24 protein-coding genes are annotated in these 24,855 nt (G+C 69.0%); 10 read left to right on the plus strand and 14 right to left on the minus strand.

All coding sequences use genetic code 11. The annotated features are described in order from the left end of the window. Positions 1-108: 108 nt before the first annotated feature. Positions 109-981, minus strand: coding sequence for a dihydrodipicolinate synthase family protein (locus HALKA_RS0118435; protein ID WP_018259386.1), 873 nt, complete (start codon positions 979-981; stop codon positions 109-111). Positions 982-1,086: 105 nt separating this feature from the next. On the opposite strand from HALKA_RS0118435, the gene HALKA_RS0118440 reads away from it, so the two are divergent. Then, positions 1,087-3,831 carry an ATP-dependent helicase gene (locus HALKA_RS0118440; RefSeq protein WP_018259387.1) on the plus strand — a complete coding sequence of 915 codons (2,745 nt, stop codon included), beginning with the start codon at positions 1,087-1,089 and terminating at the stop codon, positions 3,829-3,831. 207 nt (positions 3,832-4,038) lie between these two features. Continuing rightward, positions 4,039-4,488: a hypothetical protein gene (locus tag HALKA_RS20045; protein WP_018259388.1), complete on the plus strand. Its 450-nt coding sequence runs from the start codon at positions 4,039-4,041 to the stop codon at positions 4,486-4,488. On the opposite strand, the gene HALKA_RS0118450 is transcribed toward HALKA_RS20045, so the two are convergent. Further along, on the minus strand, positions 4,485-5,180 hold the full coding sequence (locus tag HALKA_RS0118450) for a hypothetical protein (protein ID WP_155119466.1): 696 nt from the start codon (positions 5,178-5,180) through the stop codon (positions 4,485-4,487). The two genes, HALKA_RS20045 and HALKA_RS0118450, sit on opposite strands and share 4 nt — an antisense overlap. Before the next feature lie 258 nt (positions 5,181-5,438). Between HALKA_RS0118450 and HALKA_RS0118455 the strand changes: the two genes are divergently transcribed. Then, the gene (locus HALKA_RS0118455) at positions 5,439-5,900 is read left to right on the plus strand and encodes a PH domain-containing protein (protein ID WP_018259390.1); all 462 of its coding nucleotides are present in this window, start codon (positions 5,439-5,441) and stop codon (positions 5,898-5,900) included. Then, positions 5,897-7,543 carry a PH domain-containing protein gene (locus HALKA_RS0118460; RefSeq protein ID WP_018259391.1) on the plus strand — a complete coding sequence of 549 codons (1,647 nt, stop codon included), beginning with the start codon at positions 5,897-5,899 and terminating at the stop codon, positions 7,541-7,543. The genes HALKA_RS0118455 and HALKA_RS0118460 overlap by 4 nt, the downstream gene beginning before the upstream one ends. A gap of 46 nt (positions 7,544-7,589) precedes the next feature. Here HALKA_RS0118460 and HALKA_RS0118465 read toward each other — a convergent pair whose 3' ends face one another. The 7 genes from HALKA_RS0118465 to HALKA_RS0118495 form a co-directional block, all read right to left on the minus strand. Then, the gene (locus tag HALKA_RS0118465) at positions 7,590-8,426 is read right to left on the minus strand and encodes a phosphatase PAP2 family protein (RefSeq protein WP_018259392.1); all 837 of its coding nucleotides are present in this window, start codon (positions 8,424-8,426) and stop codon (positions 7,590-7,592) included. Positions 8,427-8,792: 366 nt separating this feature from the next. Next, complete coding sequence (locus HALKA_RS0118470; RefSeq protein WP_018259393.1) at positions 8,793-11,480, minus strand: AAA domain-containing protein; 2,688 nt, start codon at positions 11,478-11,480, stop codon at positions 8,793-8,795. A gap of 60 nt (positions 11,481-11,540) precedes the next feature. After that, entirely contained in the window at positions 11,541-12,716 is a 1,176-nt protein-coding gene (locus tag HALKA_RS0118475; protein WP_245545438.1) for an AAA family ATPase, read from the minus strand. Between the two features lie 26 nt (positions 12,717-12,742). Next, entirely contained in the window at positions 12,743-14,275 is a 1,533-nt protein-coding gene (locus HALKA_RS0118480) for a DUF7519 family protein (RefSeq protein WP_018259395.1), read from the minus strand. Then, positions 14,276-15,586 (minus strand): DUF58 domain-containing protein, encoded by a 1,311-nt coding sequence (locus HALKA_RS0118485; protein ID WP_018259396.1) that lies wholly within the window; start codon positions 15,584-15,586, stop codon positions 14,276-14,278. It lies immediately after the preceding gene. Then, entirely contained in the window at positions 15,583-16,461 is an 879-nt protein-coding gene (locus HALKA_RS0118490; RefSeq protein WP_018259397.1) for a DUF7269 family protein, read from the minus strand. The genes HALKA_RS0118485 and HALKA_RS0118490 overlap by 4 nt, the downstream gene beginning before the upstream one ends. After that, the gene (locus HALKA_RS0118495) at positions 16,458-18,242 is read right to left on the minus strand and encodes a DUF4129 domain-containing protein (RefSeq protein ID WP_018259398.1); all 1,785 of its coding nucleotides are present in this window, start codon (positions 18,240-18,242) and stop codon (positions 16,458-16,460) included. Before HALKA_RS0118495 ends, HALKA_RS0118490 begins: the two co-directional genes overlap by 4 nt. A 167-nt stretch (positions 18,243-18,409) precedes the next feature. Here HALKA_RS0118495 and HALKA_RS0118500 point away from each other — a divergent pair, with 167 nt between their 5' ends. Beyond that, positions 18,410-18,955, plus strand: coding sequence for a hypothetical protein (locus HALKA_RS0118500; protein ID WP_018259399.1), 546 nt, complete (start codon positions 18,410-18,412; stop codon positions 18,953-18,955). Then, the gene (locus HALKA_RS0118505; RefSeq protein WP_018259400.1) at positions 18,955-19,185 is read left to right on the plus strand and encodes a DUF8527 family protein; all 231 of its coding nucleotides are present in this window, start codon (positions 18,955-18,957) and stop codon (positions 19,183-19,185) included. The genes HALKA_RS0118500 and HALKA_RS0118505 overlap by 1 nt, the downstream gene beginning before the upstream one ends. Before the next feature lie 18 nt (positions 19,186-19,203). Here HALKA_RS0118505 and HALKA_RS0118510 read toward each other — a convergent pair whose 3' ends face one another. The 5 genes from HALKA_RS0118510 to HALKA_RS0118530 all read right to left on the minus strand — a co-directional run bounded on the left by HALKA_RS0118510 (position 19,204) and on the right by HALKA_RS0118530 (position 21,848). Continuing rightward, entirely contained in the window at positions 19,204-19,839 is a 636-nt protein-coding gene (locus HALKA_RS0118510; protein ID WP_018259401.1) for a DUF6517 family protein, read from the minus strand. 48 nt (positions 19,840-19,887) lie between these two features. Next, positions 19,888-20,841, minus strand: a complete 954-nt coding sequence (locus HALKA_RS0118515; RefSeq protein ID WP_018259402.1) for an Rv3626c family coenzyme F420 biosynthesis-associated protein — start codon at positions 20,839-20,841, stop codon at positions 19,888-19,890. A 68-nt stretch (positions 20,842-20,909) separates the two neighbouring features. Beyond that, entirely contained in the window at positions 20,910-21,338 is a 429-nt protein-coding gene (locus HALKA_RS0118520) for a hypothetical protein (RefSeq protein WP_018259403.1), read from the minus strand. Continuing rightward, positions 21,325-21,555 (minus strand): hypothetical protein, encoded by a 231-nt coding sequence (locus HALKA_RS0118525; RefSeq protein WP_015763055.1) that lies wholly within the window; start codon positions 21,553-21,555, stop codon positions 21,325-21,327. Before HALKA_RS0118525 ends, HALKA_RS0118520 begins: the two co-directional genes overlap by 14 nt. A 53-nt stretch (positions 21,556-21,608) precedes the next feature. Then, positions 21,609-21,848 carry a hypothetical protein gene (locus HALKA_RS0118530; RefSeq protein WP_018259404.1) on the minus strand — a complete coding sequence of 80 codons (240 nt, stop codon included), beginning with the start codon at positions 21,846-21,848 and terminating at the stop codon, positions 21,609-21,611. An 84-nt stretch (positions 21,849-21,932) separates the two neighbouring features. Between HALKA_RS0118530 and HALKA_RS0118535 the strand changes: the two genes are divergently transcribed. From HALKA_RS0118535 to purF, 4 genes are read left to right on the plus strand one after another with little or no spacing between them, the layout of a single operon-like run. Beyond that, entirely contained in the window at positions 21,933-22,994 is a 1,062-nt protein-coding gene (locus HALKA_RS0118535) for a M20/M25/M40 family metallo-hydrolase (RefSeq protein WP_026190421.1), read from the plus strand. A 46-nt stretch (positions 22,995-23,040) separates the two neighbouring features. Then, positions 23,041-23,223, plus strand: coding sequence for an LSM domain-containing protein (locus tag HALKA_RS0118540; protein WP_015763052.1), 183 nt, complete (start codon positions 23,041-23,043; stop codon positions 23,221-23,223). Next, a complete protein-coding gene (locus HALKA_RS20600; protein WP_015763051.1) occupies positions 23,220-23,393 on the plus strand; it encodes a 50S ribosomal protein L37e in 174 nt (57 codons plus the stop codon). Before HALKA_RS0118540 ends, HALKA_RS20600 begins: the two co-directional genes overlap by 4 nt. Positions 23,394-23,399: 6 nt before the next feature. Next, a complete protein-coding gene (gene purF / locus HALKA_RS0118545) occupies positions 23,400-24,842 on the plus strand; it encodes an amidophosphoribosyltransferase (protein ID WP_018259406.1) in 1,443 nt (480 codons plus the stop codon). Positions 24,843-24,855: the final 13 nt, after the last annotated feature.

The raw sequence follows: 24,855 nt of genomic DNA on the forward strand, positions 1-24,855 counted from the left end.
GAAACCACAGACGGCCAGTGTAATGAATCTCGTGGAGTGTGCGAACGACGTTTGACCGATCGGCGAGCGAACGAGCGGCCGGGTAAGGCGATCCTACCGGCCCGCCGTTCAGTCTTCCAGCCGCTCGACCAGTTCGGCGGCGGTCGCGTCGTCGAGTTCGACCAGTGGCGGACGGACCGCGGCGTTCTCGATGACGCCCCGCCCGGCGAGGATCGCCTTGCAGACCGGCGCGAATCCGTGTTCGGCTGCCGACCGGAACACGGGATCGATCTCGTCGAACTGGACCGTTCGGGCAGCGGCCACGTCCCCGTCGGCGACGGCGCTACCGGCCCGCCCGAGGGCCGCGGGCCGGACGTGCGTGACGGCGTTGATCCCGCCGTCGCCACCCATGAGCAGCGAGGGGACGTACTGGGCGTCCCAGCCCTGAAGCACCTCGAAGGAGTCGGGCGTCCGGTCGAGCAGTTCGTCGAAGTGCGTCAGGTCGCCACTGGAGTCCTTGATACCGTCGTAGCGGCCGCGTTCGGCCAGGGACGCGACGGTCTCGACGGCGAGGGACTGCCCGGTGGCACTGGGAATGTCGTAGAGGTACAGCGGGATCGACGCGCCGGCCGCGACGGCGTCGAAGAACCGTTCGTTGCCGGCAGGGGCGGCCTGGCCGCCGTAGTACGGAGCGACGACGAGCGCCGCGTCCGCACCCGCGTCGGCGGCGGCCGCGATGCGCTCGCGAACGTCTTCGACCGCCGTCCCGCCGACCCCGGCCATCACGCTCGCCCGGCCGTCGGCGGCCGCGACGGTCGTTTCGACGACGGTCCGTCGCTCGGAATCCGTCAACGAGGCGAACTCGCCCGTGGTGCCACAGGGGACGAGTCTGTCGACACCGCCCGCGACGAGGTGGTCTACGAGCGACCGGAGCGACGCGCGATCGAGCGTGCCGTCGTCCGCGAACGGAGTCACCATCGGACAGCCGACGCTGTAGTCCATACCGGAGTCCGGAGTGGCAACGAATTAGCGCTTGGGGATCGAGACTTCACGTTCACCGTGCGGTCCGAAGGCACTTGTCGCCCCAGTCCTACCCCTCGACAACGAATGGAGGGACGCGAACGGCTCGCTGGCGTCGATCCGGAGTTCGACCCCGAGAGCGTCGCGATCGACGACGGCGACGTGCTGGATCGGCTCGCGCCGGTCGTCCGGGAGTGGTGGGTCGAGCAGTTCGGCGAGTTCGTCCCGCACAACGGGGGGTTCTTCACCCCGCCACAGAAGGAGGCGATCCCGCTGATCCACGAGCGGGAGAACGCCCTGATCGCAGCGCCGACCGGCAGCGGCAAGACGCTCGCGTCCTTTACCGGCATCGTCAACGAGCTGTTCGCGAAGGCTCGCGAGGACGCACTCGACAACAGCGTCTACTGTCTGTACGTCTCGCCGCTGAAATCACTGGCAAACGACATCCACCGGAATCTGGCGGTCCCGCTGACCGACATCACCGAGAAGCTCGACGAACGGGGCGAGGCCGTCGAGATCCGACACGCGATTCGCCACGGGGACACGAGCGACAGCGACCGCCAGCAGATGCTGGAGACGACGCCGCACATCCTCAACACGACGCCGGAGACGCTGGCGATCTTGCTCAACAGCCCGAAGTTCAAAGAGAAGCTCCGGACGGTGGAGTACGTCGTCGTCGACGAGATCCACAGCCTCGCCGAGAACAAGCGCGGGACCCACCTCTCGGTGTCCCTGGAGCGCCTGGAGGCGCTGGCCGACGGCTCGCCGACCCGGATCGGCTGCTCGGCGACCGTCGAGCCACTCGACGAGATGGCCCAGTTCCTGGTCGGGTGTGAACGCCACGGCGCGGGCGGCGACGACTGGTCGCCCCGCGAGTGCGAGATCGTCGACGCGCGCTTCGCCCGTGACTTCGACGTGGAGTTGACGACGCCCACCGACGACCTGATCGACACTCCGCGAGACGTGATCCAGGGACGATTCTACGACCAGCTCCACGAGCTGATTCAGGAACACACGAACACGATCGTGTTCACGAACACGCGCTCGGGGGCCGAGCGAGTCCTGCACAATCTCCGCTCGGAGTTCGACGGCTACGGGGAGGACAACTCCGGGTGCCACCACGGGAGCCTCTCGAAAGAGCGCCGCCAGGAGGTCGAGGAGCGTCTCAAAGCGGGGACACTCGACGTCGTGACGACCTCGACGAGTCTGGAGCTGGGGATCGACATGCCCCACGTCGATCTGGTCGTGCAGGTCGGCTCACCCAAGTCCGTCGCCGCGCTCCTCCAGCGAGTCGGTCGAGCGGGCCACCAGCTCGGAGAGACCGTCACGGGACGGGTCGTGGCGCTGGACCGGGACGAGCTGATCGAGTGTGCGGTGATGTTGAAGAAGGCAACGGAGGGGTTCGTCGACCGGGTGTTCGTCCCCGAACGCGCACAGGACGTGGCGACACAGCACGTCTACGGCATGGCGATCAACGCCGTCCGGCCCGAGCGCGAGGTCGAGGCGATTCTCCGGCGTGCATACCCCTATCGCGAGTACACCGACGACGAGTGGGAGCAGCTCTGTCGGTATCTCACCGCCGACTATCCGGGGATGGAAGACAAGAACGTCTACGCGAAGATCTGGCGAGACACGAACGATCCCCCCGACGGCGAGCACCACTACGAGGAGTACGACGTGGGCGAACACCTGATCGGCAAGCGCGGGCGGATGGCCCGCGTCATCTACATGACCAACATCGGGACGATCCCCGACTCGTTCACCTGCGACGTGTACACCCGGGCGGGCGACGAGTGGGTCGGGCAACTCGACGAGGGCTACCTCGACACGCTTGAGAGCGGCGACGTGTTCGTACTCGGGGGCGACAACTTCGAGTATCGCTATCGTCGGGGCTCGAAGGTGTACGTCGACCGGACCAGCGCACGGCCGACGGTCCCGTCGTGGTTCTCCGAACGGCTGCCGCTGTCGTACGACCTCGGCCGGGAGATCCTCGCCTTCCAGCGCCAGCTACTGTCGCGACTCGACGAGGGCGGCCCGCCGGCCGTTCGACTGTGGCTCCGGGAGTTCCCCCTGGACGAGAACACCGTGCGTGCGATCACGCGGATGTTCTCCGAGCAGGTGGCCTACGCCGGCTCGGAGAGCGTCTCGACCGACGACCGGCTCGTGATCGAGGTGGCGCTGGACCACGACGAGTACGAGCGCCGCTACTACGTCCACTCCGGGTACGGACGGCGGTTCAACGACGGCTTCTCGCGGCTCGTCGCCTACCGCGTCGCCCAGCGAGCCAGCGCCAACGTCCAGGTCGCCGTCGCCGACAACGGCTTCACCCTCTCGATGCCGCTGAACAGGAAAGTCGACATCGAGGGAATCGTCACCGACATCGATCCGACGGCGGTCCGGGCGGATCTGCGGGCCAGCCTCGACGGGACGGACCTGCTCCAGCGGTACTTCCGGATCAACGCCACGCGGGCGCTGATGATCCTCAAGCGGTACAAGGGCTACGAGAAGTCGGCCAGCGAACAGCAGGTCAACGCCGAGATGCTACTCTCGTTCGCCGAGGAACTGGGCGACTTTGCCGTCGTCGAGGAGACGTATCGCGAGATCCTGGAAGACAAGCTCAACGTGGGCGCGATCGAGGACGTGACCGGCGCGATCCAGACCGGCGATCTCGCCGTCGAGACCGTCCGCGTCGACTCGCCGTCGCCCCGCGCGTTCGGGCTGGCGACGCTGCTGGCCAGCGACGTGGTGCTGGCCGAAGACGAGTCCGCGGTGTTGCAGGCGTTTCACGACCGCGTGCTGGAAGCGATCGACGACGACCCTAGCGAGGTCTGATACGGACGGTTGTAGCGATGTGTCGGTGGGCGTTGGGACGGGTAGGCGCTCACCGGTACGCGACGACAATGTTCCGTATGATACCGCCGACGGTTTATCTCCCGTGACGACCTGAGAGGACGACGACGGTCGAAAATCGGAGACGATGGGCACCCAAAAGAGGTTTGCCGGTCGGGAAGCTACGCTCTAGCAACGGAGGCCAAGAACATGAACAAGAGACAGGCGTTGCTGCTGGCCCTGCTCGACGCCGACGACGAGGGGACGATCAGCGGTCGCACTCGTCTGCAAAAGTTGGTGTTCTTGGCTCAGGAGGAGTTCGCCGACGACCTCGACGCGTCGGAGTACGAGTTCTATCCGTACCACTACGGTCCGTTCTCGAAGGATCTGCTAAACGACGTCGAAACGTTGGAACAGACCGGACTCGTCTCCGAGCGGAACGTCGATCTCCAGCGTGGTGAGAAGTACATATACGAGCTCGAAGACGACGGGAGAGACGCGCTGCGACAGTTCTTGTCGACGCTTTCCCCTTCTGACCGACAGGAGATCGAAGAGCGCGCCGAGCTGGTCGAGACGAACTTCAACGACATTTCGGTGTCACGGTTGCTCGAATACGTCTACAATCAGTACGAGTCGTACGCAGAGGAAAGCGTCCTTTAGCCCGACCCGTCCCCGGACTCTCCGGACTCATCGTCCGTGCTCTCGTCTGGTTCGTCGATCGCGGATTCGAGCGCGTCCTCTGCCGCTTGGACGACCTGTTTCCACTCTTCTTCGGTCGGCTCCTGAAGGTCGCCTCTGGTCAGTACATCGCCGTAGTCGTCTGACCCGTCCCTGTCGTGAAAGAAGACCGCTGAGATCGTCTCCCGCTCGATGTACAGGGCGTTGTTCTTGTCCCGATCGCTCTCGTCGCCCGTCGCGACTCGGCTCTCGGGGGAGACGGGCGAGAGGACCAGGTCGCCGCCCTCGTCGAACGAGGAATAGCGCGCTACGATTCCGTGCAGGGGAGCTTCGAACGAGTCGGTGACGACCGTCACTTCCCTGTCTCGAATCTTCGTCGAGGCGTAGTCCCACGGCTGTTGCTGGTCGTTGAAATTGCGGACCGTCTCGCCGAACAGCCGGTTCGACACGTCACCGACGAACTCCCCGACGTAGTAGGCGACGGCCATCTGAACCGTGAGTGTGACCACGACGACGAGGAAGCTCAGTCCGTTCGATTGCCCGACCACAAACGGGCCGTATCCGAACAGCCGTAAGAACAACAGTGTCGGGAGCCACGAGATCGCACCGCCGCCAAGCGCCGCACCGAGTTTGTCCAGTCGGGACAGGGTGTCGTAGCGATGTCCGCCAGCCATCAGCCCACGGTAGAACAGCAGACCCGGCACGAGAATGGCGATGAGGTAGATCGGTCCCAGTGCGAACGTCGACAGACCCCCGGACTGGAGAGGCGGCCAAAGTGATAGAATCACCGACATGGGCGTTGGTTGCGGACGACTCGGATGATTGACCGGGTGGCAAAAAAGCTACTGTGTGCCGGCCTGCCATGCGTCGTCGAGAGCACCGGATCGTCCGTGACCCCCACGCTTTTGCCCGCACGGACCGCCCCACATCGCATGGAGAGGCTCAACTCCCGCGTGCAACTGCTGTGGATCGGGCGGGCGGTCGTGGTCGCGGCGGTGCTTGCGGGCGTCGCCGTCGCGATCGACCGCTTCGCGATCCCGGTCGACCCGCCGCTGATCGCCGCCGTCGTCGTCGTGGCGGCCGTTCTCGGGACCGTCCACGCCGTCCTCAGGTTTCGACGCTGGCGCTTCGAGATTCAGGACGACGCGCTCTTTCTGGTCCGTGGAGTCGTGACGCAGGTCGACACCTCGGTCCCCTACGTCCGGCTCCAGCACACCGACACCCAGCGCGGACCGGTCGAGCGGCTCGTCGGTCTCTCCAGCGTCGTCGTCTACACCGCCGGAACGCGGGGTGCCGACATCCGTATTCCGGGGCTGCGTCCGGAGCGGGCGACCGAACTGCGCGAGCAACTGCGCGAGCTCGCGGCCGAGAGCGAGGCCACCGACGCCGTATGAACCGTCTCCACCCGATCAGCGCCGTCGGTAGCGTCGTCACCAACGTCGTCCGGCTCGGGAGCATCGGCTTCTTCGCCGGTATGATGCTCACGGGTCCACTGGACGTGCTCCCGCTCGAAGCGGTGTTCGTCCTCGCACCTGCCGGTGCCCTCGTCGGGGCGGCCTACGCCGTGGCGCGGTACTACCGTTTTACCTACGCACTCGCGGGGGGCACGCTGTCGGTCGACTCCGGCGTCTTCGACCGACAGGAACGGGAGATTCCGCTGGGACGGATCCAGAACGTCGACATCGAGCGCGGCCCCGTCCAGCGGCTCTTCGGCCTCGCCGTCGTGAAGTTCGAGACGGCCGGCGGGAGCGCGACGGAGGCGATCCTGAACGCCGTCGACGTCGACGAGGCCAGAGCGCTCCAGTCGGCCGTCGCTCAGTACCGACGAGAGGACGACGAGACGGCAGGCGACGAGAGCGAGCCAGCACACGATATGGCCCGAGAGCCGACAGGGCCAGAACAGCGCCGGCTCTACGAGCTCTCGACCAGCGATCTGCTGACGCTCGCGCTCGTCTCGTTCCGGCCCGCAGCCCCCGCGGTGGTCCTCTTCGGAGTCCCGTTCGCACAGGAGTACGCGCTCCGACTGCTCTCGGCGACCGTCGAGACACTGGGCGGCCCGTCGACGGTCTCGCTGTCGGGGCTCCCGACCTACTCGACGGGAGAGGCGCTGTTGACCGTCGGCGTCGCCGCGGCGCTGTTCGCACTCGCGGCCTGGCTCCTGAGTGCCGCGTTCACGATCACGGAGTACTACGGCTTTCACCTCGACTACGTCGGCGACGACCTGCGATACGAGCGCGGACTGATCCAGCAGTACAGCGGCTCGATCCCGCTGGAGAAGGTCCAGACGGTCACCGTCCGAGAGAACCTACTGATGCGACAGGTGGGATACGCCGCTCTGGCCGTCGAGACGGCCGGCTACGCGCCGGGTTCGGGGAGTCAGGACGCGAGCAACACGGCGATTCCGCTGGACGATCGCGAGACGGTGCTGGCCGTCGCCGAGGCGCTGACCGACGCCGACGTGCCGGCGATGGAGCGACTCCCCGACAGGTCGCGCCGACGCTACGCCGTCCGGTACTCGCTGCTCCCGGTCGCGGCGACGGGGCTGTTGCTTTCCGTCGACACGCTGGTCCAGACGGTCCCCTACTGGTACGCGCCGCTGGCGCTGCTCCCGGTCGCGGCACTGGCCGGTCACCTGAGCTGGAAGCACCGCGGGTTCGCGCTGCTCGACCACCTCTTTGCCACCCGGAGCGGCGTCCTCGTGCGGTCGACCCGGCTGGTGCCGTACTACCGCGTCCAGACCGTGATCGACACGCGAACGGTGTTCCAGCGTCGCCTCTCGCTGGCCAGCGTGACCGCAGACACCGCCAGCACGGCGAGCCTGCTGGGCGGAGACGCGACGGCGCACGACCTCGACGACCAGCGCGCCCGGACAGTCCACGAGACGCTCCGCGAGCGCCTGATGGCCGACCTCCGGGCCGGCGAGCGGGGCGATCGACGGCAGGGACTGACGGCGCTGCTCGACGAGGCCGACGCTCCGGACGGGGGCGTCGATGCGGGTCAGCCCGAGCCGACCGAATCGTCAGCTCGCGAGCCGTAGCACGGCGAACGCGTTCGACATCGCGCGCGGTCGACCGTCGAGTCGATCAGACACGGGCGGTCCGGTCGGCCGAGAGCGGGAGTCGGTCGACGGCGACCGGCAAGAGGAGGATGCCGGCGACGAGCGCGGCGTAGACGACGGCCGCCAGCGGCGGCGCGACCGCCTCGCCGGCCCGATCGAGCACCAGTGCGTACGGAACGCCCACCGCCGCGAGGATCGCGCCGTCGAGGCGAGATCGGAGTCCGCTCGCGGCGTCGATCCAGCGGCTCCCCACCGCCCCACCGGCGCTGCCACCGAACGCGAGGATCGACTCGGAGCTGCCGCCGGTGACCAGTACGGCACCGGCCGCCACCACGCCGGCCACGAGGAAGCCCCGTCCCGGACGCCGGCCGACGAACCGCCAGCAGGCCCCCAGAACGACGAGTCCGAGCGCCGCGCCGACGAGCACGTCACCGAGGTAGTGCAGCCCGAGGACCACCCGCGAGAGCGCGACGAGTGTCACGGCGAGGGCGACAGCGGCGACGACGCGTGCGTCGTCGAGGCGGTCTCGGACGGTCGCGAGGCCGCCGTAGACGACGACCGCCGCGACCGCGTGGCCGCTCGGAAAGCCGTAGGGGTCGTTGGCCAGCGGGATGGAGCGGACCGAGGCCGGCGGTCGCCCCACGCCGATCGCGGCCTTCAGGAGGATCACGACCGCCAGTGCGACGAAGGCGTAGCTCACGACCGTGGCCGTCGAGCGCCGCTCGTCGAGCCAGTACAGCAACGAGAGGACGAACAGCAGCGCCGTCGCGCCGCCGAAGGCCGTGACGACGGCCGCCGGTTCGATCAGCCACCCCGGCGTCGCCTCCCAGATCGACCGGGACAGTGCAGTGAGTCGAATCACGGACGAGGAGTCGTCACATCGGCAGTTAAATCGAACGCCTCTGAGAATCGACTGTGGCCCAGAGAGGGGAAGACCCATCGAACTGGAAACGACGGCTACAACGCGCCCCGCCGAACCGACGACCGAACGTGAGCACACTGAATGATTCCGAATCGGTCGTTCCAGGACCGATCACGGCCATCTGGCGACGAATCGAGGGCGATAGCGAAGCTCTCTGCGGACCGCGTGGCCACGTACCGGTGTCGGACCTGCGGGGTGCGGTTCAGTATCCCACAGCGCGAGACGGCCGTCTGTTGTCCGATCTGTCGGATGAACCGAATCAAGCGCGTGACGGGGTGATCCCCGCAGGCGTCGGTGCCAGGACCGTCAGCGAGCCCACTCGACCATCCGCTCGTACAGTTCGTCCGTCGAGAGCGCGCGTTCGTCGCCGACCAGCACGAGCGCCTTCTTCGCTCGCGTCAGGGCGACGTTGATGCGGCGGTAGTCCTCGAAGATCGGGCCGTCGAGCGATCCCGTGGCGACGAAGGAGACGACGATGACCTCCTTGCTCGACCCCTGGAACCGATCGACCGTGTCGACGGCGACTCCCTCGGGGACGTGTTTGTCGATCTCCGCGACCTGCGCACGGTAGGGTGCGATCACGCCGACGGCCTCGGTCTCGACCCCGGCAGCGAGGTAGGCATCGACCACGTCGGCGACCGCGCTCGCCTCCGCCGGGTTCGTGTTGCCGTCGACGTGGCCGTCGGGATCGACGAAGTTGACGCCGTCGCGCAGCGTCTCCGGGAGCGCGTCGAGCGCGACGCCGTCCAGGTCCGCGATCCGCTGGGCCGCCACCTCGCCGGTGGCCGGCCGGAGCTGGCCGTCGTAGAACTCCCGCGAGGCGAACGCCTGGATCTGCTGGGCCATCCGGTACTGGCGGTCGAGCAGGACGCTGGCGTCGGGATAGGCATCGATGAGTCGCTCGAACAGCGACCGCGAGAGCGTCTCGTCCTCGCTCTGGACCACCGGCGGGAGCTGCTGGTGGTCGCCGACGAGGACGAACCGGTCGGCCAGCGTCGTGGCGGCCAGCGTCCCCGGCTCCGTGAGCTGGCCCGCTTCGTCGACGATAGCCACGTCGAACGACTGGGTCTTGGCGACCCGCGAGCCACAGGAGGCCGTCGTCGCCGCGACGACGCTCGCGTCCTCCAGCCGACCGACGCAGTCGTCGGGATCGCCGGCCGTCTCCAGGCGGTACTGCTGCATGTCCTCGCGGACGCCGCTCTCGGTGCCCAGCCGGACCACGTCGGTAAAGCCCTGCTCTTCGAGGGCCTCGATGCAGTTGTCCACGGCGCGGTTGGTGAACGCCGAGAGCAACACCCGGTCGCCCCGCGCCACCAGCGCACGGACGATCCGGGCGAGCGTGTAGGTCTTGCCCGTTCCCGGCGGCCCGTGGACGAGCGCGCAGTCGTCGGCTCCGACGGCGAGCCGGACCGCCTCGTTCTGGGCGTCGTTGTTGTCGATGAACGTCTCGTCGATCGATCGGAACGCGGGCTCGCGCCGGTCGAAGAGCACGTCCTTCTGTTCGGGTGGCTGGGTGAGCAGGGCGTCGTGTAGCGCCGTCAACATCCGGTCCGTGCCGATCTCGGATGGGTACACGTCCAGGCGGCGCAGTTCGACCGGCTCGTCGGTCGTGACGACGATCTCCGGGCCGCCGTCGCTGTCCGCCTCGCGCCCACCGCCGAGTCGCTCGACGCGAGCGAGTTCGGCGTCGCCGTCGATCGGGTCGCCGTCGCTGGCGAGCGCGATGTCCCCTTCGCGGATCTTCGAGACCGCACCCGTGCCGCGGGCTCGCAGCTCCCAGCGGCCGCCGTCGAGTCGGCGCTCGCCCGTCGGTTCGAGGTCGATCAGGGCGCGGTCGTCGTCGGCCCGCTGTTCTGGGCGCTGGTCCCACAGCTTGGCGTACTCGCGGTGGACGGCCCGGCGCTCGGCCTCGATCGCCTGGTAGAACCGGTCGAAGTACTCGCGCTCTTGCTCGGGGATGGCGGTTCCGACCTGGCCGGCCTTGGACTCCTGGTCCAGTCGCCCGGAGACCGCCATACAGGTGTCTTGCTCGAAGCAGTACTCACACTTCGCGTCGGCCTCGTAGCCCGTCGGGACGCTCGCGTCGTACTCCACGGCCGCGATCTCGTTGCGCGTTCGGACGACGAAGTTCAGCAGGCCGTCGTTGATCGAGAACTCCTTAGCCGGCGAGAGATCGCCGGACTCCTCGGTCCGCTCGACGGCGGCGTTCTTGGTGTACAGCAGCGTGCCGGTGTCGGGCGCTTCCTCGCGGCGCTCGCCGAGGAGCAACGCGTAGCAGGCCGCCTGGATCTTGTCCTGAAAGCGGGGCTCTCTGCGGGTGTTCTTCCCGGTCTTGAGCTCGACCGGCATCCCGCGCCGGACGGCGTCGGCCCGCCCCTTGATGCCGTAGCGCGAGGAGATGAGCGTCATCTCGGATCGCCACTCGTCTTCTTCGGTCAGGGTGCCCTGCTGGAGCCACCCCTCGATTGCCTCGGCGTGGTCGCGAACGTCGGCGGCGACCTCGTCGGCGTCGCGGCCGAGCAGCCCGAGATCGAGCCCCGCGTCCTCGACGTGGGCCGCCACCGCCTCCGCCACGTCCCGGCCCCGGAGCAGATCGCCGAAGACCTCGTGGACGATGGTCCCCTTGACGACCGGGTAGGCCTGGGGGGTCCCCGAGAGCTTGTTGAGGTAGTACATCCGCGGGCACTGGACCCACGAGCGAACGTCGGTCACGTCGACCAGAAAGTCCGGTTCGACGACGATCCGCGCGTCGCTGCCCACGGAGTACTGGGTCTCGCCTCGGTACTCGCGCGGTTCGGCGTCGTAGACGGCGACGCTCATGCCGGGTTCGAGCACCGCGCCGGTCTCGGTCCACTTGCCCCACAGCGTGACGGTGACGGGCTCGCCGCGCCCGTCGTCGGGCCGAACCGTCACCTCACAGAGATCGCTCTCGCCGTACTGCGTGTTGACGGTCTGCTCGTCACCCACCTCGACTGCGACGCCGCGTAATTGCACGCACGGAGCCTGGCGGGCAGGCCGAAAAACGCTGTCGGTCGGGGTGGGCCGGCGGCCGTCTCAAAACAGGTCGTCGTCCGATCCCTCGGGCTCTGCGTCGCTGTCGGTCGTCGTCGAGTCTGGAGCGGGCGCGTCCGTCGACACGTCGCCGGACGGCTCCTCGTGGCCGTTGGTCGTCTGCTCGGTCGCGGGCGTCGTCTCGGCGGCCCCTTCTGGGGACTCCGCGCCCGACTCGTCCGCTCCGGCGTCCGAGTCGGGGGCGTCGGGCGAGACGGCCGGCACCTCCACGCGGTCCAGCGCGTCGCGGACGACATCGGCGGCCTCGGTACCCTCGACGGTGGCGTTCGTCGAGAGCACGACGCGGTGGGCCATCGTCGCCACGGCGAGGCGTTTCACGTCGTCCGGGACGACGTAGTCCCGACCCGCGAGGACGGCGCTGGCACGCGCCGCCTCGAACACTCGCTGGACGCCACGGGGAGAGACGCCGACCTCGGACCGCTCGTCGGCCCGCGTCTCTCGGGCGATGTCGACGATGTACCGTCGGACCGGCACCCGAACCGAGACGTCCTCGGCGAGGTCCTGTAGCTCGCGGACGGTGGCCTCCTCGATCACCGGCTCGACGCTCGGGGCGAGCGTCCGGCGCTTCGCTCGCCGGTCGAGTAGCTCCATCTCGCCGTCGACCGAGGGGTACCCCAGCGAGGTCTTGACGCTGAAGCGGTCTCGCTGGGCCTCGGGCAGTCGGAAGGTCCCCTCCTGTTCGATCGGGTTCTGGGTCGCCACGACGACGAAGGGGTCGGGCAGTTCGTGTGTCGTCCCGTCGACGCTGACCTGTCCCTCCTCCATGGCCTCCAGCAGCGCCGACTGGGTCTTGGGCGGCGCGCGGTTGATCTCGTCGGCCAGCACGACGTTGGCGAAGATCGGCCCCGGAGCGAACTCGAAGGCACCCTCGTGTTCGTTGTAGACGTTCGAGCCGGTTACGTCCGCCGGCAGCAGGTCCGGCGTGAACTGGATGCGGGTGAACTCCAGGCCGAGCGCCTCTGCGAGGACGCGGGCAGTGACCGTCTTACCGGTGCCAGGCACGTCCTCCAGCAGGACGTGTCCCTTCGCGAGGACGGCAGACAGGACTTCGCGGAGGACAGTGCGCTCGACGACGGCGGCTTCCTCGATACGCTCGACGACGGAGAGGCAGGTCTGAGCTCCATCTTCGACCGTGTCGCCGCCGGAATGGTGGACCATGCGCGGTGGCTCGTCGCCCGCCCCCATCAATCTCTCCCTTCCCCGGCGACGTATCCCCGCAGCGGCGTCAGTAGCACCAGGACGCCGAAGACGGCCAGCGCGGCCGCGACGGTCGCCGCGACCTCGCCGGCCAGGGACGTGCGCACCACGTCGAGCAGGCTCAGCGAGAGCACCGCGATCGCTCCGAGAGCGAGCGCGACGACGGCGTGGAACAGCTCTAGCCGTCTCGTCTCGGGGAGGTGGCCCAGTTCCGCGGTGACGCCCAGCCCGAACGAGGACACGTCCCAGACGACCATCGCGACCACGGCCGCCGCGAGGACGAGCGGCGTCGGCACTCCGGTGAGGGCCGCGCCGATCGTGGCGAGGACCATCCCACCGGCCGCGAGCGCCGGACCGCCCGCCCGCTCGGGGACCAGCGAGAGGTACTGCGCGGCGACGAGCGTCCAGCCAAGCAGGGAGAGCGCGATCGGGCCAAGCACCAGGAACGCCACGAGGACGATGGGCGGTGCGCCGCCGGGCACCGGGATCAGCGACAGGGCGAAGGGGAGGAATCCGAGCACGAGCACCAGCCCCGCCGCGACGGGCGCGAGCAAGCGGTTCGCCGTCGTGTCGACCGGGCGGGTCAGCCGGCGCAGCGCGAGCGCGACCACTCCGAGCGCGAGCGTCACCACGCCGACGCCGAGGACGGCGACGACCGGGATCGGCGTCGCGAGCACGGGAAAGAGCAGTCGGGCCGGCGGGAAGAGCGCGTACACCGCGTCGAACCACCCCAGGAACCAGGCGGGGAGAACACAGAGCACGGCGACGAGGGTGCCGATCAGGACCACGGTCGTGGCGCGTCTGACCTGCCCGAGTCGTCTGTCGACGGCTCCACGGCGCTTTCGGGGCGTGAGCTGTCGGATCGGCAGCCAGCGCAGCCCCAGTCGGACGGAGAGGACGCCGACGAAGACGACGACGAGGAACGTCGAGAGCGCCGCGGTCGGATCGGAGCCGCTCCCGGCCGAACCGACCACAGCGCGAACGACCAGGACGGCTCCGCCCACCACGAGCACGACGATCCCCCAGCCGACCATCGAGAGGTAGGTCAGCCCCTCCTGGAACAGCGCCGGGCGGACGGCCGACGCGCTGGTCGTGTCCGTCCACGTGCTCCCGAGCGCGACCAGTGCCACGGCGAAGCCGCCGAAGAAGACGCCGTAGGCCGGGCTGGTGACCAGCAGCGCCGCGAGACCGGCCACCAGCGCCGCACCGGCCGGCAGGAAGCAGATCTGCCCGACGAACAGCGACACGAACCGCTCGCGGGTCAGCAGCGCGAGTCCGGCGGTCAGTAGCCCGGTGACGGTACCGAAAGCGAGTGTCAGCCGACCCAGCCGGGCGCAGGCGGGGACGATCAGCGACGGCACCACCCCGTCGAACCGGAGGCCGTAGTTCCACGGACAGGTCGTCGCGACGACGAACAGCCCGAAGACCAGCAGGGACGCGATCGTCAGACTCGTCGCCCGCGGCCGCCCCTCGTCGCCGAGGGCGCTCGGCCGATCGAGACGGGGACCGAACAGCGCCATCTACGGGACCCCCCCAGCGCCGGTCGGACGCTGACTCGGCAGCCGTGCGTCGGCCGCGAACGCGTACGCCAGCGCCATCGGGAGCGGCGTCCCCCGTCGCCAGTCCGTCGCGCGCGCGCCGGTCGCCTGACAGCGAGCCAGTCGCGTGTACCGCTGGACCTGTTCGAACTGTCCGCCGACGGTGTTGTCCGTCACCACGTCCGGCGAGAGGACGACGGCGGGGTACCCCTGCGAGCGCCACGCCTGTACGGCCTCGACGGGCAGATCGTCGAGCAGCGGCGAGAACAGTGCCAGCTGTGCGCCCGGCGGTACCAGGTCGAGCAGCTCGGCCAGCTGGCGGTCGGTGTCGGGCGCGCCGCCGGTCACCGCCGTCGCCGTCCGGAAGTAGTCGATCGCTCGGGACCGCTGCCCGTCGCCGCTCTCGGGGGCCAGCCAGTGGAGTCCGGCCGGCCCCGGACCGTCGGCTCCGATCACCGCGACGCCGACGTCGTGACCGCTGGCGACGAAGTCGGTGACCGCGTGGGTCGCCGCGTAGGCGGACAGTTCGACGGCCGTGGGTCGGCCGGGACCCGCCGAGACGCGACTGATGCGGCGAGCGTCGACGACGAGGACGACCGAGGCCGCCCGGCGGCGCTCGTAGTCGATCGTCGTCAGCTCGCCGGTCTTGGCGTACGTCCGCCAGTCGATCCGGCGCGCGTCGTCGCCGCGCCGGTACTCCCGAGTCGAGTGGAAGGTGAGTCCCTCGCCCGGTTCGTCGGTCGTCAGGTCGCCGACGAACTGCGCGCCCTGGTCGTCGATCGGTGGCGCGTCCGCGTCGAGGCGGCAGACGAGCCGTGTGTCGCCCGACACCGTCGGGCGCAGCGTCGTGACGCTCGTGCCCCCGAGGCTCCGGACCCTGACACGCGGGGGTTCGAACTCGTGGACGCCGCGGCGAGCGACCAGCGCGTACTCGATCGTCGTCGTCGCGCCGGGTTCGAGCGCCACGCCCGTCCGGGGAGAGCCACGCGTCACCGCCAGGTCCGCCGGGACGGCGTCGACGACGCGGAGGTCGGACACCGGCCGGTCGCCCTCGTTAGTCAGTTCGAGCGTGACGTGGACCGGCGTCCCCGGCGGCGACAGCTCCGGCTCGACGTGGCGAGTGACCGAGAGCGAGACCGAACCGGGACCGCTCGTGACCAGCGAGTACGCGAAATACACCAGCGGAACGACCGCGGCGAGGAGCAACGCGCCGTTGCGGGCCACGAGCCCGGCCGCAGCGAACAGCGTCGCCGCCGCCACCGTCGCCCGCCAGCGCGTCGACTGCCGGCTCATCGCGCACCACCGTCCGTGGCGAAGCGGTCCCGCTCTCCGGCGTCCCCACTCCCGTCGGATTCTCGGGCCGGCTCGTCTGCGTCGCCGTCCGCGTCGGCCGGCTCGACACCGACCGCGACCCCGCGGGCCTCGCTACCGGGCGGTCGCGGGCCGCGGGCAGTCGCCAGCGGATCGACGGCGCGCTGGACGGTGCCGTCGACGCCGCGCTGGAGGTCTTCGAGTCGGGGCTGGCTGACCGGGACCGAGCGGGGCGCGTTCTGGCCCGGCACCGTCGGCACCGCGTCGTCGGCCGCCTCTGCGACGGCCTGGACGGCGATCTGGAGGTGTCGCCTGACGACGCGCTCCGGGAAGAGCCAGGCCTCGATCCGGGCTCGCAGCGAACGCGGGGGCGGGTCGACGCCCGGATCGAGCACGGCGGCCCCGATCTGGTGGTCGGTCCAGCTCCCAGCAGCCAGCGACTCCTCGACGGCGGCGCGATCGCCCTCTCGGATCACCAGCGCGTCGACGAGCGCGCGCCTGAGAACCAGCCGAACGGTGTCGTAGCCGGCCTCGACCGTCCCTTCGGAGCGCGCCGTCTGACCGGCGTCCGCGAGGACGGCCCCGAAGGACTCGCCCGAGAGGGCGTCCTCGCCGCGGCTCCGCTCCGGCGCGCGGTCGAAGAGCGCGCCGTCGTCGGTCCACGGCGGCGGCAGGGCCAGCCCGTCACCGCCCGGCGAGGCGAGCAGCTTCCAGAGCGCCACGCCGACGCCGAAGATCGCGAGCAGCGCGACGGCGCTGGCGACGATCGTCTCTGCCGTCTCCGGAACGCCGACCGCGAGCGCGACGGCTCCGAGGAGGATCGACGCGACGCCGCCGCCGACGGCGAGGCGGTTCACGCCGACCCCCCCTCGGAGTCGTCGCGTATCTCCTCCAGGGCCGCGCGAGCCCGCGCTACCTGTCCGTCGGTGAGCGACTCGTCGCCGTACTCGACGGCCCGGAACGTGTCGGTCAGTTCGCGGACCGGCTCGGGCGAGAGGCCGCGATCGATCGCCCGACGAGAGACCTCGCCGGCCGTGCGCCGCGGCCACGTCTCTGGGGCGACCCGACCGGCGAACGCACGCCACACGCGGCGGAACTGTGCGCGCCGCGAGAGCGTCGTCTCGTCGTCCGCGTCTCCGGATTCGCCCGCGAGGTCGTCGCGGTCGCTCTCGCCGGCACCCAGCCGGCTCGGCCTACGGGCGAGAGCGCGGACGAGCGCGAGCAGGCGGGCGGGAAGCGACGCGAGCCAGCGGCCGGCGTCCGCGAGCGGCGTCGCGTCTGGACCCGTCAGTCGGTCCCACAGACGCTGGAGGCGGCGTTCGAGGCTTCCGACGGCAGCTTCGAGTCGCCCGGACAGCCACAGGCCGTCGGAGACCAGTCGGCGGCCGAGACGGCGGAACCAGCCGGCGGTCGCTCGGGCCGCCTCGACCGCGCTGTAGTCGCTCCGGAGGAAGGCGACGAGTCCGACGACCGCCAGCAGCGCCAGCGACCCCAGCAGCGCGATCGTGGGGCCAAAGCGGAGAAACACGTACGCGAGCGCCAGGACGCTGACGGCGACGCCGGAGCCGATCGCCACACCGCGGCGACCGGCGATCGAGTAGCCGGCCGCCGGCACGCCGACGAGCGCGAGGACGGCGAGGACGGTCAGCAGGATCGTCGGCGCGAACGCCAACAGGACCGGCGTGGTGGCCACCTGGTCGGCCGTCGCGACGGTGAGCCGTGCCGTCGGGTCGGCCGGGAGCGTCATCTCGACGTGGCCGTCCGCGTCCGTCCGACCCAGTCGCTCGCCGCCGACCAGCGCCGTGGCGTTGACCGCCGGGCGGTCGCCGAGCCGGGCGACGACCGTCGCGTTCTGCCCCGGCAGCGCGAGCAGTGCATCGGTCCGTATCGTCGCGTCGAGGCGGAGCACGGCGATTTCGGTCTCGCGTTCGAAGGCCCCCCGTTCGACGTGGACGGTGAGCGTCCGGTCGCCCTCGATCGGCGCGCGAATCTCGATCGTGCCGTCCGCGTCGGTCCGTCCGATCGTCCGTCCGTCGACCGACACCGTCGCGTCGGCCACGGGGTTGCCCTGGATCGTCGCCCGCAGCGTCGTCGTCTCGCCGGGGTAGGGCTGTTCGTCGACCGAGAGATCGATCCGGCCACGGACCGGGTACGCGCCCGACCCGTTCCGGGCCTGTTGCCGGGCCACGCCGTCGAGGGCGGCGACACCGAGGCCGGATCGGTCGACGGTCTTCAGCGGCGCGTCCGAGTCGCCGGTGTCGATGCTGGCCTCACAGCTGCCCCCGCCGGGCAGTTCGACCCGGACCTGCAGGATCTGTTCGTAGGGGACGGTGCCGGCGACCCGTCCGTCCTCGTCGGTCCGGCCGACGCGTTCGCCGTTGAACCACACCGGGGAGTCCGACACCGGCTCCTCGTCGTACAGAACCGTCGTGGTGAGTTCGTGTCCGGCGACCGGATCCTCGGAGAAGAGGATCTGGCAGTCCGACTCCCCGCTCAGGAACTCCGGGGGCGTCGGCTGTGGTGCCGTGGCCGGCATGGCGGCCGCGGCGACGAGGAGGCCGACGACACACGTCGCCACGATCAGGAGCTGTCGGGTCGGGGCGTTCGTCCGGGCGGCGGTGCGGTGCGTAGGGACCATGGTCTCAGTGGGTCGCCGCCGCGCGGGGAGGGCAGCCGGGCGGCCCGGCGAGACGGCGGACGACTGCTCTATTGCACGTCTCGGATTCGGGTGCAAAGAAATCCCCGGTCCAGTCGGCGGTCGGACCGACCGAAGGGTATTTTCAGAACCGCACCCAAACGGGCTCCATGCGCGTTCGTGAGTGGGACGACATCCTCGAAGACGTGGTCGAATCGAACGCCGATCCCGGTGGCTGGCAGGCCGTCGGCGGCGACCGCGCGAGCGGCATCGGCGAAGACCTCTACATCGGCCACCCGGCTGCCGGCGTCTTCCAGCTCAAGACCTACGCCAAGAACCCCTACGACGTGCAGGGCGTGGGATCGCAGGTGGCTCGCCGGATAGACGACGAGCTCGATCCGCTGTTTCCCGAGCAGGGGACCGGTGCCTTCGGCGTCCAACAGCCCGTCGAGGACGAAGACGCGGCCGAAGAGACGGCGAAGGAACTGGAGGCCGTCCTCGAAACCCACGCCGACGCGCCGACGACGCCCGACGCGCTGTTCGAGGACGTGATGGACGCGCTGGACTCGCCGGCCTACGGGCCGATGGACTTCGACCACTACGACCGTCCCGAGGAGATGGACGAGCTGACCGACACCTTCGACGAGGCCGAGGAGTTGCTCGAAGCCGAGTTCGAGGACGTCGTCGACGAGGACGTTGGCAGGGGCTTTCACTGATGGTCCAGCCCTCCGTCACGGACGAGGACCGGCGGTCGTTCCTCCTGAAGTTCCGCGTCGGCTTCGCCCTGTTCGTGGGCGTGTCGATGGCACTCGTCGCGCTGAACGTCTCGGCCAGCCTCCCGACGATCGGCGGGGCCGGCGTCACTGGGACGGTCGCCGGTGCCGTGCTCGGCTGGTGGGTGTTCCCCGACAGCGTGGCGCTTGGCTTCGTGAACCGTCGTCGCTGAGACGACCGACGACTCGTTTCACTCGCCGTGCCGGAGGCCGTCGAGCATCGCGAAGACGTGTGTCTCTTCGCCGGAGAGTTGCTGTGGGTAGAGCCCCAGCGCCACGACGTAGTCCCCGTCGTGTTTCACCGTCGTCACGTGAATGTACACGTCGATGGACTGCCCGCCCAGCTCTGCCGTCCCCTCGTACTTCTCGACGCCCGCCTCGGTTCCGAGGACCGTGTGCGTCCGATTTTCGACCCGTTGGCCGACGCTGAGGCCGTCGTAGTTGGAGCCAAACTGCGATAGCAGCTCGCGGTTGGACATGTCACTGATCGGGTTGAACGTCTGCGAGGCGACGCTCACCTCCGGGCTGGAGAACGTGGCGAACACCGCCGCCCGCTGTTCGCCCAGCGGGCCGAGGTCGATCGAGCGCTCGTACTGCGCGAGGTGGTTCGTCACGTTGACTTGCCGGCTCTGGCCCGCGACGGTGAACTCCCGAGAGACCGTCTGGCTCTCGTTGAGGGTCTGCTCGTAGCCGGTTTCCGAGAGGGCCTCGTCGCCGACGCTCGCGGGTACGGATTCGAACGCGAGCGCTTCGTCGCCGATGAGAAAGCCACAGCCGGCCGTGGTCGCGACGAGCGCGACCGACAGGAGAATCGCCAGTGTGCGCATACAGATGAGTTCGCGCCAGCGACCATATGCTTGCTGGCCATCGGAACCTCACGGGTCGACGCGACGGAGCCACGCGGCGGGGTCGTCCAACTCGGCGTCGGTCGGCAGCGAGTCGGGACCGTCCCAGACCGCGCCGGCCCCCGCGACGCCGCGCTCGTCCGCGACGGCGTCGAAGAAGGCCTTGCCCCGTTCGTACTGGCGGCGCTTCATCCCCAGCCCGAGCAGCCTGCGGACCAGCTTCGCGACCGGTCCCTGGCCGCCTCTGCGCTCGTCGAGCTTGCGCCGGAGGTCGTCGTACTCGTCGTCGAAGGCGCGATCCATGACGAGTTCGGCGTACCCTTCGACGGCCGTCATCGTCGTGTCGAGCTCGCCCAGCGAAGCCCGGTCGATCGAGCCCTCGGTGAGCGCGCCGATGGCGTCTTCCATCGTCGACTCCAGGTGATCGGAGAGCCACGGGGCCGCGCCGAACTCCGCGGCGTGGGCGACCTCGTGGAAGGCGATCCAGCGGCGGAAGCGGTCGGGGTCGACGGCGAGTGTCGACGCGACCCGTTCGATGTTCGGGTGGACGAAGTACAGCGCGTGGTCGTCGCCGTCGTCGGCCAGCAAAAGCGGGTCGTACTGCCCGAGGACGTTCCGGCCCAAAAACGAGAGCGCGAACGCCATCGAGCCGGTGTTGGCGACGCGGGCGACGCCCGGCATGAGGTCGGCTCGCTGTTCGATCGGGCGCATCACCCGCTCGAAGGTCTCGACGTTGGCGTCGATCCAGTGGTGGCGGTTCTGGATCTCGACGGTCGCCGGGAGGTCGAAGCCGACGTCGGCGACGTCGCGAACGCGGTCGCGAGCGGCACGCACGTCGTCGGCGTAGGCCGCCTCCTGCCGATCGGTGAGTGCCAGCGAGCCGGGATCGGTCGAGCTCTTGGCCGCCGACGCGACGGCGTCCCAGTCGATCGGTCCGTCACCGGAGGCCCCGGCGACGGCCTGCACGCTGTGGTACAATCCCATACGCGCACAAGGCGACGAGTCGGAATAGGCCTTCTCCCCGTGGCCCATCCCCGTCTTCGGACTCCGAATCAGTCGTCGCCGAAGGCGTCGATCGCGCGTCCGACGAGCCAGCCCAGCGCGAGGAGAGCCGCCACCAGAGCCGCCGTTGGGACCGGGCGAGCCCGTCCCTCGCGGACGAGTGCCGCGGCCAGTCCCGCAGGTCGCAGCGTCGTCGGCGACCCACCGACAGTCGTCGCGATCGGGCCGTCGGCGCTGGGGCCGGTAGTGGCGACGACGGCGTCGTGGACCGCCACGTCGACGGCCAGATCGGTCGTCGAGAGGAGCCTGCCGACGCCGCCTTCCGGCAGCGAATCGCGCAACGCCAGCGCCGCCGGGAGCGTCGGTGCGTCGACGACGAGCCGGTTCCCGCGATCACGGACGCGGTACTCGCGGCCGTCGACGGTCAGCGTCAGTTCCGCGTCGACCGACAGCGGCGGGAACCGATCAGTCCTGCTCACGGGTCGTGACCCGCAGCGTCCCGTCGACACGCCAGTGGGCGTGGTCGGCGTCGTCGCCGGTGCCGCTCGGCACGTCGACTTCCATGTCTTCGAACTCGTAGGTGATCTCGGCGTTGCGACCGGTCAGGCGGTCGTAGAGGCTGATCGCGAGGTCGGGCCACGTCGTCGTTTCGTCGATGCGTTCTTCCGGAGTGTCTGTTTGACTCACAGACGACATGTTCTCACCGAAACTACTTAAATGAATGACCAAACGGTAGCGAAGTCGACCGATCAGACCAGGTCGTCGACCGCTGATCCGGACTCACCGCTCCCCGAGAGCGCGCGTCCGATCAGCGTCGCGACGGCAGCGACGGCGAGCGCGAACGCGAGCAATCTGCCGAGCGAGCGACCGTCGTCGGGGTCGTCTGCTGTCTCGTCGTTCGAGTCCGACTGATCGGCACCGCTATAGGGCGCGTTGTTGGTGATCGTCGCGTCGTCGAGATGGAGTTCGAGGAAGGTGAACTCGGTCATGGCGGCGTTTCGAGCGGTCGGTACTTATCGCTTCGCCTGCAGCTCTCGGCAAGATACATGACGGATGCCGGCGAACGCCCGGTCATGGACGAGGACCGGCGCAGGTTTCTCGACGAACTGCTCTCGACCGCGACGCCCTCCGGCTACGAGACGGCGGGCCAGCGAGTCTGGATCGACTACGTGGAATCGTACGCCGACGAGGTGAGGGTCGACGACTACGGCAACGCCGTCGCAGTGCTGCAGGGAAGCGGTGACGCCGAGGTCGCGCTGGCGGGCCACGGCGACGAGATCGGCTTCATCGTCCGGGACGTGACCGACGACGGCTTCCTGCGGATCGACCGCATCGGCGGCTCGGACAGCACCGTCTCGCGGGGCCAGCACGTCACCGTCCACACCGACGACGGCCCGATCGACGGCGTCGTCGGACAGACGGCGATCCACCTGCGAAACGGCGAGGACGACGACGTTCCCGGGATCAACGAACAACACGTCGACATCGGGGCCGAGGACGGCGACGAGGCCGAGGAACTGGTCTCGCGTGGCGACCCGATCACCTTCGAGCAGACGATCAGCGAACTGCAGAACGGCTACCTCTCGGCCCGCGGGATGGACAACCGAATCGGCATCTGGGCCGCCGCGGAGGGACTCCGACGGGCCGCAGAGGCCGGAACCGACGCGACGGTCTACGCCGTCTCGACGGTCCAGGAGGAAGTGGGCGTCCAGGGCGCGAAGATGGTCGGCTTCGATCTCGATCCGGACGCCGCGATCGCCGTGGACGTGACCCACGCGACCGATCAGCCGGACTCGCCGGGCAAGCGCTCCAGCGGCGTCGCGCTCGGCGACGGCCCGGTGATCGCCCGCGGCAGCGCGAACCACCCCGCGCTGGTCGACGCGGTCAGAGACACCGCCGAGAGCGAGGACATCGACGTGCAGCTGCAGGCGACCGGCAACCGAACCGGCACCGACGCCGACGCCTTCTACACGTCGCGCGGCGGAATCCCGTCGCTCAACGTCGGCCTCCCCAACCGCTACATGCACACCCCCGTCGAGGTGATCGACCCGGCAGACCTCGAAGCCGTGGCAGACCTCCTGGCCGGCTTCGCGGCCCAGGCCGACGCGCTCGCACCGTTCAGCGTCGACCTGTGAGTCCGCAAGCGGTACGTTTATACACTCGTCGCCAGCCCGTTGGGGTATGAGTGGACGACCGCTCGACGTGCTCGAGGCGTCACTGGGCGAGACAGTCACCGTACATCTCAAGGGCGGCGAGCTGTACGAAGGTGAGCTCTCGGGCTACGATCAGCACATGAATCTCGTCATCGAAGACGAAGACACAACGATTATACGCGGCGACAACGTCGTCTCCATCAAACCATGACTGGTGCAGGAACTCCGAGCCAGGGTAAGAAGAACACCACGACGCACACGAAGTGTCGTCGGTGCGGCGAAAAGTCCTATCATACAAAGAAGAAAGTCTGTTCGGCGTGTGGCTTCGGTAACTCGGCCAAACGCCGCGACTACGAGTGGCAGAGCAAATCCGGCGAATAACACAACATGCACGAAAAGTGCGGCGTCGTCGGCATCGCACTCCAAGACCGTGACGCCGCCCGCCCGCTTTACTACTCTCTCTACGCTCTCCAGCACCGCGGCCAGGAGTCGGCCGGCATCGTCACCCACGACGGCTTCCAGCAACACAGCCACGTCGAGATGGGACTGGTCGGCGACGTGTTCGACCCCGACGATCTGGCGTCGCTGAACGGCTCGAACGGGATCGGGCACGTTCGCTATCCGACGGCCGGCAGCGTCGATTCGTGCTGTGCGCAGCCCTTTTCGGTCTCGTTCAAGTCGGGTTCGCTGGGACTGTCCCACAACGGGAACCTCGTCAACGCCGACGAGATCCGCGACGAACTCGCGAATCTCGGTCACGCCTTCACGAGTGACGGCGACACGGAGGTCATCGCCCACGATCTGGCCCGGAACCTCCTCGAAGCCGACCTCGTCCGCGCGGTCAAGCGGACGATGTCTCGGATCCACGGCTCCTACGCCCTGACGATCTCTCACGACGACACCGTCATGGGCGTTCGTGACCCGGAGGGCAACCGACCGCTGTGCATCGGCAAGCTCGACGACGGCTACGTCCTCACCTCCGAGTCGGCCGCCATCGACACGCTCGACGGCGAGCTGATCAGAGACGTCAAACCCGGCGAGCTGGTCGTGCTCCACGACGACGGCACCGGCTTCGACAGCTACCAGCTCGTCGAACAGGAGAACACGGCCCACTGCTTCTTCGAACACGTCTACTTCGCGCGGCCGGACTCGACCATCGACGACAATCTGGTCTACGAAGTGCGCCGAGAGCTGGGCCGACAGCTCTGGGACGAGTCCGGCGTCGACAGCGACGTCGTCCTCCCGGTACCCGACTCCGGGCGCGCCTTCGCCTCCGGCTACGCCGAGGCGGCCCAGGAGAGCGGCGCAGACATCGAGTTCGCCGAGGGGCTGATGAAAAACCGGTACGTCGGCCGGACGTTCATCATGCCGACTCAGGACGAGCGCGAGCGGGCAGTGCGGCTCAAGCTGAACCCGATCAAGTCGACGATCGAGGGCAAGACCGTCACCATCATCGACGACTCGATCGTCCGCGGGACGACCTCGACGCAGCTGATCGAGCTGCTGAAAGACGCAGGCGCGGAGGAGGTCCACGTCCGCATCGGTGCCCCGGCGATCATCTCGCCGTGTTACATGGGCATCGACATGGCGACCCGCGACGAGCTGATCGCGGCCGACCGGTCCACCGAGGAGATCCGCGACGAGATCCAGGCCGACTCGCTGTCGTATCTCTCGGTCGAGGCCATCGCACAGAGCCTCGACAAGGGTCAGGGCGAGCTGTGTCTGGGCTGTGTCACCGGCGAGTACCCCTACGACATCGAGGGCGAGGAGACCGACCGCGACGTCGACCGGCCCGTCATCGGCGACCAGACGATGGAAGCCGACGACTGAGCCGCACGATCTT

Source organism: Halomicrobium katesii DSM 19301 (genome assembly GCF_000379085.1).
Taxonomy (GTDB): Archaea; Halobacteriota; Halobacteria; order Halobacteriales; family Haloarculaceae; genus Halomicrobium; species Halomicrobium katesii.